This is a genomic window from Alkalinema sp. FACHB-956 (genome assembly GCF_014697025.1).
Taxonomy (GTDB): domain Bacteria; phylum Cyanobacteriota; class Cyanobacteriia; order Leptolyngbyales; family Leptolyngbyaceae; genus Alkalinema.
In genome coordinates this window covers 105,693-118,424 of the sequence record NZ_JACJRC010000012.1, presented here as the reverse complement: position 1 = coordinate 118,424, position 12,732 = coordinate 105,693, and the positions used below count along the sequence as shown (strand labels likewise).

Below are 12,732 nucleotides of genomic sequence, written 5' to 3'. Positions count from 1 at the left end.
TGGGTAGTCTAGAGTAGCAGTGAATGGAGTGCTCTCATGAACGTTCGGTTGATCGTTAGTGTCTTGGGTGGGGGAGTCGGTTTACTGTCTAGCGTAGAGTTTGCCCAAGCTCAAGTCATTCCTGATGGCACATTATCCACAACTGCAACCAGCCCCAACGCATTAGATTTCACGATCGATAACGGTGCACGATCGGGCGGCAATTTATTCCATAGCTTTAGCCAGTTCTCAGTGCCCACAGGCGGTTCTGCCTTTTTCAACAACGCACTGGATGTGCAGAATATTTTTGCGCGGGTGACAGGAAGCACTGCATCCAACATCAATGGACTGATTAAAGCGAATGGTTCTGCTAGCTTATTTTTGTTGAATCCCAGTGGGATTTTATTTGGCCCCAATGCCTCGTTGAATCTTGGGGGATCGTTTATTGGAACAACAGCAAATAGCGTTAAATTTGGCGATGGGACAGAATTTAGCGCAGTCAATCCGAGCAATCCGCCTGTGCTGACGATGAGCGCACCGATCGGCTTGCAAATGGGAGAAACTTCAGGATCAATTACAGTCCAAGGAACAGGTCATCAATTAACAACAACCTCAACAATTTCTCCTTACTTTGCCTCTGCACCTTATTCTGGTCTAAATATTGCAGCGAATCAAACATTAGCATTAATCGGCGGGGATATCGACCTCAAGGGCGGTGTTTTGCAAGCTCCGGGCGGGCGGATTGAACTGAATAGCGTAGCCCAACCAGGATTGATTCAGCTGCAACCAGTTGACCAAGGCTTTTCTACCCAAACTGTGGGAATTACAAAATTTGGCTCAATTAATCTGACGCAACAGTCTAGCATTGAGGTCGGAGACATTATTCCAGGAAATGTTCAAATTCAAGGCGGACAGATCAATATTCAACAAGGTTCACTCATACATAGCAAAAACTTAGGAATCAGTGGTGCGGGAGCCATTGCAGTATCTGCTGCTAACCGTCTCGTAATACAGGACACTGTTCCTAACTCCAATGCTTTGGGTGGCATACTTCAAGATAACTTTGGGCCAGTTGGCGGTGGTCAAATTATTATCCAGACACCTGAACTATTGACCCTATCTGGTGGCGTTGTTTATAGCCGAAACTATGGATCTGGATTAGGAACGACTATTGCTATTAACACTGACAAGCTTACAGTTTTTGGTTATGATGTCAACTCTCCTGAGAATTTTAGTCGAATTGGAACATTAGCAACTGCTGGTGGAAAAGGAGGTCAAGTACTCATTACAAGTAAATCTTTAGCTGTTAAAGAGGGAGGATTTATTGGCTCAGCTAATTTTTTACAGGGATCGGGATCGGGTGATGTTTTTATCAATGCCGACACGATCGACATCCAGGGCTTATCCAGTTTAAAAGCTCCTAGTATAATTGGGTCATATAATTTGGCTAAAGCTGAACAGTCGGGCACAGTGGTAATCAATTCCCGTATCTTACAAGTCAGTAATGGTGGTCAAGTTGGCACTTCAACAATTAGCGCAGGCGATGCAGGAAATCTTATCATCAACGCTAGTGAATCAGTCTCAGTGAATGGGTACAGTGAATCTGACTTCTACACCAGTAGCATTGCTTCTGCTGTAGTTCCACCCCTACCCCTTTATCAAAAACTGTTTGGATTACCCGCCGTTCCATCTGGGGCAGGGGGAGATATTATTATCAATACCCCGTTTTTAGCGCTCTATAACGGAGGAAGTGTCACTATAGAGAATTTCGGAAGTAATCGAGCTGGAAAAATTGATATTAATGCAGGCGAAATTAAATTAGATGACTATTCTTATATTGGTGCTTTCAATTTAGTCGGTAATGGTGGTGACATTCAAATTAATAGTAACTTACTTGTTTTAAATCATCGATCAATCATTGGTACAACATCCTTTGGGACTGACAACGGTAGTGGGGGAAATATTATTATTAATTCACCAATCATTTTAGGTTTAAATAATAGCGATATTTTAGCTGATGCAATTAAAGGGAACGGAGGTCAGATTCAAATTACAACGAAAGGTCTTTTTGGCTTGCAATATCGAGCACAACGTACACCCGAAAATGACATTAATGCTAGTTCTCAGTTTGGGATAAATGGTACTGTACAAATCAATGGTATAGAGGTCGTTCCTAGCTCTAATTTAGGTCAGCTGCCTACAACTTTGAGTGATGCTAGTCAGCAAATTGTTAAGGGATGTGGAACAACATCGGACAGTAGTTTTGTTGTTTCAGGTAAAGGCGGTTTGCCACAGAACCCCAATCAGGACATATCTGTTTTTCTTCTTTGGAGTGACTTGCGCGATCTCTTCACCTATCGTAGCAGTCAAAGCTCGGTTGCGGCCAGCCCCGCAGATCCATCAGCTCTCGTACAAGCTTCAGGATTTAAGCGCAAGCATGATGGTTCGATCGAACTTGTTGCCAGTCCTGTGCCTGTGAATACACCCGCGATCGCCAATTGTAGTGGGCCAAGCATCACAACTGCCTATGGAATGCATTGATAATATCAATCCTCAAATTCCCGACCACGATCGAGCGGATGGAAATCGTCACAGGTAGGGGAGGTAATTGTCAACAGTCAATGTCAACCACCGGCGCAACTTTGGCTGAAAAAAGTTAACAAATCAAGAGTTGACGGACTCAAAAAAATCCCGTAAGGTTGTCCATTAAGTTATTCCTTCCATGACGGCGGGGAATAGCAGGAACCCAAAAATCTGGTCGTCATCGTCACCCAGAGTTGTCGTAACCAACCCTGGATGACTGACCCCTCCGTTGTCTGAGGCAACGCAGAGGCTTTGGAGATTTTAGCACTCCAAAAGCCTTCCTGTTCGTCGCTGCAAAGAGGCAGGATGGCTAGATTTTCGGTTTTCTTACCAGGAAACCAAAAATTAAATCGGAGATGCTCCAATGACTGAGTACAGAGACGATCGCGCCCATGACGCCCGATCGCAGGAAGCTGCTGCCATTCTGACCCGCGATCGTTCCAGCCAGGAACGACGCCCCGTGCGGGTTTTAGTCATCGGCGATCGGCAGGACGTATTGGCAACCATCAAAAACCTGCATCAGCGGGGCTTTGCACCCATGGGAGAGTGGAGCCGTCCTCTACCTTGGTTAGCCACAGAAAACGCCATTCGCGAACAACTCCTAACCTTACCGACAGGTAGCGTCATGAGCCTTTGTACCCGCTGGAACAGCTAGGCTGGAACCGCTAGAAAATGGATACCCAATCCCCAAACTAGCCTAGCGCAAACTAAAGTTGTTTAGAAACCGTAACGAGGGGGGCAAAAGAAAAGGAGTTTTGTTCCTGACAAGACCCTTCATAATGGGATTAGCCCCCCTCGTCATCGTTGTCTATGCTGCCTCCTGATTTAGCTGCCCAAGTCAAATCTACGATCGCAGAACTGACGAATCCTGAATTCACTCCTTCAGTGGTCGATGTTAGCAATTGCGATCGTGAACCCATTCACATTCCCTCTGCAATTCAGCCCCATGGCATCTTATTGGCCATCAGAGAAGCTGATCTCAGAATTGTACAAATTAGCCAAAATTCTGCTGAATACCTAGGATATCCCCCAGAAACCCTCCTCGATCAACCCCTTTCAGCATTGCTGAGTCCCCCCCAAATCGCATCCATTCAAGCCTGTTTAGCCGGGGATTTTGAATATGTTAATCCACTGCAGTTAACTATCGACGGAGAAAGTTCCCCGCGACTCCTGGAAGGCGTTGTGCACCGCAGTGGTGAGATCATCATCTTGGAACTAGAACAATATCAATCGGCAGAAAATGTAACCTTTTTTGATTTTTATCAGTTCGTTAAACAACCCATCCAGAAATTTTTACAAACACAAACGATTCAGGCATTGTGCCAAGCCGTCACCCAGGAAATTCAACAGATTACGGGCTTCGATCGCGTCATGGTTTATCGCTTTGATGACAATGGCGTCGGAAGCGTCATCGCTGAAGTCTGCCGTGAAGATCTCTCTCCCTACCTGGGACTCCACTATCCTGCCTCTGATATTCCTCAACAAGCAAAATATCTCTATAGCTTAAATCCCTTACGGCTCATTCCAGACGTAGCCTATGAACCTGTGCCCTTAAGGACGATTAGTGACGGTGCGGGTCAGCCCCTGGATATGACGTTATCAACGTTACGCAGCGTTTCACCTATCCATATTGAATATTTGCACAATATGGGCGTCAAAGCATCGATGTCAATTTCCCTACTCCGTCATCGATCGGATTTATCAGTCCATCCATTGTGGGGATTAATTGCCTGCCATCACAACAGTCCGCGTAAATTATCCTACGCAGCTCGAACCATTTGCGAATTTTTGGGCCAGGTGATTTCCCTGGAACTAGCAGCCAGAGAAGCCCAAGAAAAAACCAGCCATCGCATCAGATTGCAGGATCTACAAAATCAATTCATGAACACGCTGTCCAATAGCCCTACCCTAGCAGCAGGATTGCACCAAGAATCCCAACATTTGTTGGATCTAGTGGGTGCGCAGGGGCTTGCCGTGTGTGAGCAAAAAAATATCACATTGATCGGTAAAACGCCCTCCAGATCTAAAGTGCTCGATTTAGTGCAATGGTTACAGGATCAGTTCACTGACACTGGCGTCTACCATACCGATCATCTCACCCAGGTCTATCCCGCAGCGGCTCAGATGCAAAAAACGGCCAGTGGAATCATTGCGGTTACCATTTCCCAGGCCCAGCAATTCTACATTCTGTGGTTTAGGCCCGAGGTCATCCAAACGGTACACTGGGCAGGAGATCCCACGAAACCGATCACAATTCATGAAACGGGTGAGATCTATTTATCGCCCCGGCAGTCCTTTGAACGGTGGAAAGAAACTGTGAGAGGTCGATCGTTACCTTGGCAACCCTACGATCTCGAAGCCGCGATCGAGCTACGCAGTACCATTGTGAGTGGTTTAGTTGTGCAAAAAGCCCATGAACTGACCCTATTGAACCAAGAACTAGAGCGTCGGAACTTCGAATTAGATTCCTTTGCATACGTTGCATCCCACGACCTTAAGGAGCCCTTACGCGGAATTCATAATTACTCTAGCTTCCTCCTAGAGGATTATGGAACTCTGTTGGATGCAGACGGCACCGAGAAATTACAAACCCTCATGCGATTGACCCAGCGCATGGAAAACCTGATTAGTTCCTTATTACATTATTCGCGGTTAGGACGGGTAGAACTTTCCCTCACAATGGTAGATTTAAATGACTTAGTTGAGGGCGTTGTGGAAATCCTGAACATGAGTCAATCAGACCCGATCGAAATTCGCGTTCCGCGATCGTTACCCCACATCCAAGGCGATCGAAATCAGCTGATTGAGCTATTGATTAACTTAATCAGTAATGGCGTTAAATACAACGACAAACCTGATCCATGGATCGAGGTAGGCTACTTAACTCCGGAAGAAGTCACTGCAAGTAACTTGACGATCAATCCTGCGGTGGCGAAGCAATTAGTTATGTATGTGCGAGATAACGGAATTGGAATTCGACCGCAGCATATTGAATCGATCTTCAGAATTTTCAAGCGATTACACCCACCTGGTCGCTTTGGGGGAGGAACCGGGGCAGGCTTAACGATCGCAAAAAAAATCGTTGAACGTCATGGGGGTGAAATTTGGGTTGAATCTACCTATGGAGTAGGGAGTACGTTTTATTTCACGTTAGGAGTGACTTTCAATGTCTAGCTATCTATCTGGCCGTCTTACCCCCACTCTCTTAGTCGTTGAAGATAGTGATGAAGATTTTTTTACGTTTGAACGCATTATGAAGAAAACCTGCACCATGCCGATATCAGTATTACGGTGTGAAGATGGAGAAGAGGCACTAGATTTCTTGTATAAGAGAGGCTCCTACAGTGACGATGCAGACATTCAACGCCCTAATTTAGTGATTTTAGATCTCAACTTACCGGGAACGGATGGACGGGAAGTTTTGGCTCAAATCAAACAAGATGAAGATTTAAAAACAATTCCAGTCGTTGTCTTTACAACATCTTCCAATCCCAAAGATGTCGATTTTTGCTATCGACATTACGCCAATAGCTATGTGTTAAAACCCATGAATATCGATCGAATGAAAGAGCTATTACCTATGCTTATGGACTATTGGTTTGAGACTGTTTTTTTGCCTGTGGAAGATGAATTATAAACCAACAATAGATCTGTAATATTGACTAATCAATTGATTATTAGGAATCATTGTTTTTGATATTACTAACTGTTTCATATAATCTACATCAAGCAATTGCTGAGTTTATTCTATACATTGCTATACGCAGTTCATAGATGCTTGGCTAGCATTTCACATTCATCAGTTAGTAGTTACTGATACTTCAATATAACGATCGTAAAGTCATGATCGCAAAATCATTCTCCGCAGTAACCACACCTATGTTACGCACAGCTTTCTGCTAGTTGACAACCGGACGATCGAACCTATCCCGATCGATCGCAAACATCCAGTGCGATTCTGGCAGACGATCGCACCAGCCTAGGACGACATCCCGTGGGCGCATTAGTCCGGGCTTATAATAGGGACACGGCTTTTGCCGACCTGACCTTTCTTGCTGTTTTGCCATGGTCAATCCGCTAGAGTCTGAGTTGTCTTTAGATCTCCTGGATCTGCCGCTGCACGATCCTTGGGAAGCGGGCTTTGGCTTCCCCCCCCTCCCTAAAGGAATGGCCCCCCGCAGACTCACGGACGCAGAACTGGACTGGTTAGAACGGGCAGCATTGACAGAATACATCTGCCCCGATGATGACGGATTAGAGGCGATCGTCTATGCGGCTCCCCCCGAATCAGAAAAGGTCAAAAAAGCTTGGGACTGGTACCTCCGGCCCGATCACTTTTGGGATCAACCCCCTCGCTTACTCAAAGCTGTGATGGCAGACTACCCGATCGACGGCTTCCAACTCACCGCTAAACAACAGCCCCCCAACCTCGTCCCGGATTTTGCCTACGACCTGCCGATCGAAGACTATTCCAAACTGATGCGATCGCTGAATCGGGAATTTTATCGTTTGGGATGGTCATTACCGCAGTATAAATGGTTTGTCATGGAGCAGTTTCGCAAAACGACAGCACAACTCAGCCCCGAAGAATTTTCGACGGTGGTAGAGATGCTGCAAGCGATTCCTGCGATCGATGATGATGACTAGCCCCACCGTTCCCCGTCCGCTATGCCGCCTCGCTCTCCCCTCCGCTCCATCCTGAAACAAGCCGAAGCCCTCTCGATCGTGGAGCTGGAAAGTTTGAGTCAGTCCATTGAAGCATTACTGCTGCAACGGCGATCGCAGGCGGAGACGGTCGAATTGCCCACGCCTAACGAATCCCTCCCGGAAATTGCCCCGGAACCCAGTCCAGAATCTCCGGTAGCCCCTAGCGCTGAGGCACGTCCCAATCCTCTCCACGGTTGGCGGGAGGAGTATCGCAAATGTGGCAAACCCAACTGTTGGTGTGCCCAGGGGGAAAAATCCCATGGCCCCTACTGGTATCGATCGGTGCGCAAGGAGGGCAAAGTCACCAAGGAATATTGGGGTCGCTACCTGCGTGCTCAACAGACCTCTACCGAGGCAGCAAACGCTGAGACAGCAAACGTCGTGGAAGCAAAGCCTGATGCGATCGTGGAGTAACGTTACACCACAGATTCATCTGGGCTAGGCGGACTAATTGTCGCTATCAGATGGTTTGGCAACCACCATCTTTTTGATTTTGTCTGCAACAAATTGATTCAGTGGAGTTCCAGTTAGCCCTTGTTGTCTGCCCTCTGCATCGGCATCGTTAGTGACTTGGTGAACCGCTTTGAAAAAGGCGATGTACTGATCTTGGATGTCCGGCCCTTCCAATCCCGGCGTCAGTCGCGTCTTTTCCCCATGGATTAGGTTCAAATTCGTGGTCGCAAAACCAAAGCTGGCCCGTCCGGTCAAGGGAAGCTTCTCATCGATCGCAAACTGTTTGAGCCGATCCATAAAGGCGTCAGAGGCTTGAGGGTTGCCGGGAAATTTAATATCGAGAAAGACCGCATTGGGATCGTCAGTCTTGGCAACCTGCATGGCGGAAGTGGAATCTTCACTCCAGATCAAATCAGCCGGTAACGCATCATAGAAGCGTTTGGTATTGGCCATCAACGCCTTGCGATAGGTGTCGGTGTCTTCGGAGGCGTACATACCAATGTGAGTCAGCCCTTGGAGACTGGTTCCTTTCAGTTGGTCTTCAGGCGTCTCCATGCGATCGTTGAAATCTGCAAAGGTGGCGTGGTCGTTAATACTGACGGTAAAACCGCCGTAGTAGTTATCCATGCCGAACATATCAAATTTCTGGGCACTGCGGAACAGCACAACATTGAGCTGGCCGGATTCGATGCGAGCTTTATTGTGCTCTAAAAATGCCTGCACATCTTCGGAGTTCACAAAGTCGATCGTGCAATCGATCGCCACTGTAAACGTATCGGCAACCAAATTATTGCGATACAACTCATCCACATGGTGCTGGAGATTTTCGATCTGATAGTGCGTCCGATCGAGGGAAATATTGTGGTGAAAATCGCAGACGTATAGATCCAAGGGCTTTTTACCCTTAATGCTATTTGGGTCAAGGGGCTTAAGTCCAGTACCATCAGTATCGCGAATAGCATCGCCATCAAATTGGGAAACGCTATAGGTCTTGGCAGTGGAAATAGCGCCAGCAGACTCGTAGTAGTGATCCTCGACCACACACACGTTAAGATCGTTACCCCCTTTCAACGCTTCCACACTGGACAAAATACTGGCTAAACAATGCATCGCCGAAGGCTTAAGCTGCACACTCGGCTCATCTAAACCAGCGGGAATGACTGGGCGATTGTTGGGACCCTTCGGATCGGTTAATCGGGTGCGCAGACTATCCCCAAAGTCATCAGTCCCGTGGGGTTCCAAGAGAGACACCAGGGTTGCAACCTGCTGCTGAAGGACTTCGATCTGGTTCATAAAGCCCACCAGATCGCCACTATTTTGAATCGCGCTGGCCATCGCATTCAGCATCCGGAAATAGCTGGTTTGCAGCACTTCATCCAGTCCCTGATCGGCCATGGCTTTGTCCACGCCACCGCTAGTTTTGTTGTACTCCAGGAGCCCCCGCAAGAGTTTCGTTGTCGCTTGGGGTAGGGCTTTGAGATAGGGGGGGGCCGTAGGATCGTTGGCGAGTTTCTCGAACCGATCGAACGTAGGATGCTGAATCAAATCCGCAAAGCTGGTAAATACCTTTGGCGTGGGCTTATCCGAAGTTGCCAGTTCCGTCATCTGAATTGTTCTACTTGAATCCTTGCCATCCCCAATGATTTTGTAATGTTTGAGAATGACTGTGGGATCAGTCACCTCCAGCCATGCCTTCCGCGCTTGGATCGGGTCGAGCCGATAACCGGAATGGATCATGCTATGTTCGATCGGATCGAAAAATTCCGAGTTTTGATGTTCTGCCTTTTTGAGCAGATCTTTCTGAAATTGCGAATCCTCCGTGACGGCTGCTCGTCCTAGAAAGGGGGGCGTCAGCAGCACATCGACCCCTTTGTGGGTAGACATCGCCACCACTTGGAGATTCTTCATCAGAGAAGCAAACTGGCCCTGGTCTATGTCGGTATGGGTCGCCAAAAACCGTTCCGCCTCATCCAGAAAGATTCTCTCTAGATCCCTGACTGTCTGAGTGATATCTTGAGGTTGCCTCGGCACTTGGTTAAACAGATCAGTAATGTCGAGAACGACTTTGCCCGCTGGGAATTCTCCGTTTGCCGCTTTGTTGAAGAGATCTTGCAAGGCGGTCGTGTAGTCCGATCGGGTGTTGATTTGGGTATTGACCCCTTCCATACCATACTCACGAGCCAGCACCTCCCGAAAGCGCGCATTATCTACCAGGTGAGCACTGCCCATATTCACGCCCATATCCTTGCAGAAGTCGGTGAGCACAGCTGTCAACAGCGGATTAGCCGAAGCACTACGGTGATAGAAAGCGGGGTTATTCATGACAGGAGACGCCTGTGCCTGGATTTCCTCGGCTTTGGTGGCTCCCAGGGGCGCAGCCTTGGCGTAGCTTTGCAGCATTGCCAATGCCAATTTCTTTTGCAGGGCGGGATTGGTATTGTTTAAATCCCGATACGCCTTCATCAGCGTGGCTTGTTCGAGATACCACTCACGGTTAGTTTCACTGATGGGCTGGGCCGGAACCCCTGCCACGGTTCTGAGCAGGCGGTTGGCATCGACGTATTGGGCATTATCCAACCCTCGCAGCACATTGACATCCCGTGCCATTTGCCGCAGGGCCGTGGCATCGGTGGCAAGGTTGGTAATGTTGCTTTTGACGGTTAGGTAACTGCCATCACCCGCGATCGCGTTGTAGAGTTGGACGAGGCGCGTGACCGCTCGCCCCCCTTCGGTCGTAGGTTGGAAGAGGGAGAGCTTCCCTTTAAAGGAGGTGGCATCGGAGAGTTGCCGCAGCAGTTTGGCATCACCGTTGGCATCGGCCAGTTCAAAGATTTGTTGCAAGGTGCCTTCTACACTCATGCCCGAGAGAACTTTGTAGCCGCCGATTTGGGCAATGTCCAACCCGGTTTGGAATTTATCCACCCGCGCCGCAAGTTTGGCCGCTTCTCGTCGGACACTGGGGTTAGTCAGCTTATTGAGGTCAATCTGGGGTTTAGGCGGGGCCTCGATTTCAACGTTTTTGGGTGGGGTAACCAATTGCCGCTCAGCATTCTGGCGTTGTAAGCGGCTGCGAGTCGGTTGAGTCGAGGAATTATCGGATGTGGTGGTTGGACGGCTGCTCGATCGATCTTCTGAAGTCGATCGCGATCGGGTATCGGTTGTTCCTCGGCGGAGTTCTGGGGCTGAAGCACGACGGGTAGGCACGATCGGGCGATCGGTTCCCAAGTCGTCCGTTTCTTTGTCCTTCGTTTTTTCCCGGCGGGTATCTAGCGAGGAGCGTTGGGAACTACTCCGATCGGAGTTAGTCAGGCTAGAGCGAGAGTCACTTTTGCGCTTTCCTCGACTTTTAGTTCGTTTGCTGGTGGACATAGATTTAATGGGCTGCTTTTTAGATAGGTAAAGATTAAACGTCTGGAGAGAAAGAGAAATAAGAAGAATCGGCTACATTTTCACTGAGTCTAGATCTCAAGCAATTCGGTTTGTATTCGCCCGATCGGAGTGGTTTAATCCGAATAATCCTTGGGTTTTGGTTGGCTTTTGGATACCTGCCACCCACCAGTGGTGTAGAGGTGAATATTGTTCTTCACACCATCCACTTCAGCCACGAGATTCTTCGTCCTTTCCCAGTTTTTGCCTCGATCCTTCCACTTGAGATCGGTTTGCGCTCCGCCAGGAACATGCATATTGGCCACGACTTGAATCGGGTGAATCGGGCTATTCACACGAGTTTGCATGTCATTCCACTGGAGAGCAGCCTGCTTGATATCATCCGCTGGGTATGCCTTACTGATGGCGGTGCCGTAGGCGTGGTTACTGAAGCTGAATTGGTCGATGGCCCTGAGCAGGATCGCTTTGACGTTAGCATTGTTTTGCGGCCCAGGGAGTCCGTTGATATAGTTCCGCAGAAGATTTTGGTCTTGAACCAGCTTCGCTTGCCGCTGCGCGTCTCTGGCCGGCTTTGCGACTCTTTTAACCTCGTCCATTGCCTTGTTAATGGCGTTGGTAGTACGGCTCTGAATAGTCTGAGCTAGCTTGGTCTGTGCAGCTGCATCCTTCTCTGTGGCGGTTCCTTTTTTGGGACGCGCGTTTAAGAGAATTTGCTTGCGCTGCTGGTCGGAAAGAAAGGCGGCCTGATAGGCGGCATCGACGATCGCATCGCGTTGGGGCACCGTCAGGAGCAACCAATCTGCACTAGCGGTTGCGTGACTACTGATGCGTTGCCGCAAGTCGTTTTTGGCGAGCTGCTCTTGGGCCTGACGCTCTGCTTCAGCTTTCTGTTCCGCTGCTTCTTTCGCCTTGCGGGCTTCTTCAGCCTTCTGTTCCGCTTTTTCTTTCGCCTTGCGGGCTTCTTCAGCCTTCTGTTCTGCTTCTTCTTTCGCCTTACGAGCTTCTTCGTCCTGTCGGTCTTTCTCTTCTTTCGCCTTGCGGGCTTCCTCAGCTTTTCGTTCTGCTTCTTCTTTCGCCTTGCGAGCTTCTTCGTCCTGTCGGTCTTTCTCTTCTTTCGCCTTGCGGGCTTCCTCAGCCTTCTGTTCTGCTTCTTCTTTCGCCTTGCGAGCTTCCTCGGCCTGCCGTTCTATCTCGGCTTGCTGTTCTGCTTGCGCTTGATTAGTGAAGAGATAAGCGTTCAGATCGGCATCGAAATCCTCATTTTGACTATCAAAATCCTCCTGTTCAGCAGCGAGATCGGCAGCAATTTGATCTTCATCCAAGCGTGCATCAACATCGTCCTGAATGGGCCGCGTTTTCCGGGGCACTTTTCCCATCTGGGATACATCTCGCCGAGACGTTGGTCTGTCATCGGTTCGGGTTTGGCGCGCGGGAGCCGAGCGTTGGGTGCGGGTGGTCAGGGGGCGATCGACCGTCAATGATCCGTCACCTATCTCCGACAAATTCACCCCCTGTCTTTTCAGTGAAGCAAGATTTTTGTGTTCTTTTTGCACCTTTGACTTATTTTCTTCTTGATTTTTCCGATTTCGATTGGTACCTTTCTTTTTCGGCATTTTGATTACC

General features: G+C 48.6%; 9 protein-coding genes. 6 read left to right on the top strand and 3 right to left on the bottom strand.

The annotated features are described in order from the left end of the window. Positions 1 to 36: 36 nt before the first annotated feature. The 4 genes from H6G21_RS14410 to H6G21_RS14395 all read left to right on the top strand — a co-directional run bounded on the left by H6G21_RS14410 (position 37) and on the right by H6G21_RS14395 (position 6,199). Positions 37 to 2,520 carry a filamentous hemagglutinin N-terminal domain-containing protein gene (locus tag H6G21_RS14410; RefSeq protein ID WP_190574124.1) on the top strand — a complete coding sequence of 828 codons (2,484 nt, stop codon included), beginning with the start codon at positions 37 to 39 and terminating at the stop codon, positions 2,518 to 2,520. 406 nt (positions 2,521 to 2,926) lie between these two features. Beyond that, entirely contained in the window at positions 2,927 to 3,217 is a 291-nt protein-coding gene (locus H6G21_RS14405) for a hypothetical protein (RefSeq protein ID WP_190574123.1), read from the top strand. Positions 3,218 to 3,372: 155 nt separating this feature from the next. Next, complete coding sequence (locus H6G21_RS14400; protein WP_190574122.1) at positions 3,373 to 5,736, top strand: ATP-binding protein; 2,364 nt, start codon at positions 3,373 to 3,375, stop codon at positions 5,734 to 5,736. Next, a complete protein-coding gene (locus H6G21_RS14395) occupies positions 5,729 to 6,199 on the top strand; it encodes a response regulator (protein WP_190574121.1) in 471 nt (156 codons plus the stop codon). Before H6G21_RS14400 ends, H6G21_RS14395 begins: the two co-directional genes overlap by 8 nt. Before the next feature lie 262 nt (positions 6,200 to 6,461). Here H6G21_RS14395 and H6G21_RS14390 read toward each other — a convergent pair whose 3' ends face one another. Beyond that, positions 6,462 to 6,629, bottom strand: coding sequence for a hypothetical protein (locus tag H6G21_RS14390; protein ID WP_190574120.1), 168 nt, complete (start codon positions 6,627 to 6,629; stop codon positions 6,462 to 6,464). On the opposite strand from H6G21_RS14390, the gene H6G21_RS14385 reads away from it, so the two are divergent. Beyond that, on the top strand, positions 6,628 to 7,209 hold the full coding sequence (locus H6G21_RS14385; RefSeq protein ID WP_190574119.1) for a hypothetical protein: 582 nt from the start codon (positions 6,628 to 6,630) through the stop codon (positions 7,207 to 7,209). The genes H6G21_RS14390 and H6G21_RS14385 overlap by 2 nt on opposite strands. Positions 7,210 to 7,230: 21 nt before the next feature. After that, positions 7,231 to 7,683 carry a DUF6788 family protein gene (locus H6G21_RS14380; RefSeq protein ID WP_190574118.1) on the top strand — a complete coding sequence of 151 codons (453 nt, stop codon included), beginning with the start codon at positions 7,231 to 7,233 and terminating at the stop codon, positions 7,681 to 7,683. Between the two features lie 33 nt (positions 7,684 to 7,716). Here the strand turns inward: H6G21_RS14380 and H6G21_RS14375 are convergent, their stop codons facing one another. Together H6G21_RS14375 and H6G21_RS14370 are read right to left on the bottom strand one after the other, a co-directional pair. Next, complete coding sequence (locus H6G21_RS14375) at positions 7,717 to 11,091, bottom strand: hypothetical protein (RefSeq protein ID WP_190574117.1); 3,375 nt, start codon at positions 11,089 to 11,091, stop codon at positions 7,717 to 7,719. Positions 11,092 to 11,225: 134 nt separating this feature from the next. Continuing rightward, positions 11,226 to 12,722: a hypothetical protein gene (locus H6G21_RS14370; RefSeq protein WP_190574116.1), complete on the bottom strand. Its 1,497-nt coding sequence runs from the start codon at positions 12,720 to 12,722 to the stop codon at positions 11,226 to 11,228. Positions 12,723 to 12,732: the final 10 nt, after the last annotated feature.

Bases quoted from the DNA above. Each gene is read 5' to 3' on its own strand.
- H6G21_RS14410 (WP_190574124.1), top strand. From the start codon at position 37: ATGAACGTTCGGTTGATCGTTAGTGTCTTGGGTGGGGGAGTCGGTTTA.
- H6G21_RS14405 (WP_190574123.1), top strand. From the start codon at position 2,927: ATGACTGAGTACAGAGACGATCGCGCCCATGACGCCCGATCGCAGGAA.
- H6G21_RS14400 (WP_190574122.1), top strand. From the start codon at position 3,373: ATGCTGCCTCCTGATTTAGCTGCCCAAGTCAAATCTACGATCGCAGAA.
- H6G21_RS14395 (WP_190574121.1), top strand. From the start codon at position 5,729: ATGTCTAGCTATCTATCTGGCCGTCTTACCCCCACTCTCTTAGTCGTT.
- H6G21_RS14385 (WP_190574119.1), top strand. From the start codon at position 6,628: ATGGTCAATCCGCTAGAGTCTGAGTTGTCTTTAGATCTCCTGGATCTG.
- H6G21_RS14390 (WP_190574120.1), bottom strand. From the start codon at position 6,629: ATGGCAAAACAGCAAGAAAGGTCAGGTCGGCAAAAGCCGTGTCCCTAT.
- H6G21_RS14380 (WP_190574118.1), top strand. From the start codon at position 7,231: ATGCCGCCTCGCTCTCCCCTCCGCTCCATCCTGAAACAAGCCGAAGCC.
- H6G21_RS14375 (WP_190574117.1), bottom strand. From the start codon at position 11,091: ATGTCCACCAGCAAACGAACTAAAAGTCGAGGAAAGCGCAAAAGTGAC.
- H6G21_RS14370 (WP_190574116.1), bottom strand. From the start codon at position 12,722: ATGCCGAAAAAGAAAGGTACCAATCGAAATCGGAAAAATCAAGAAGAA.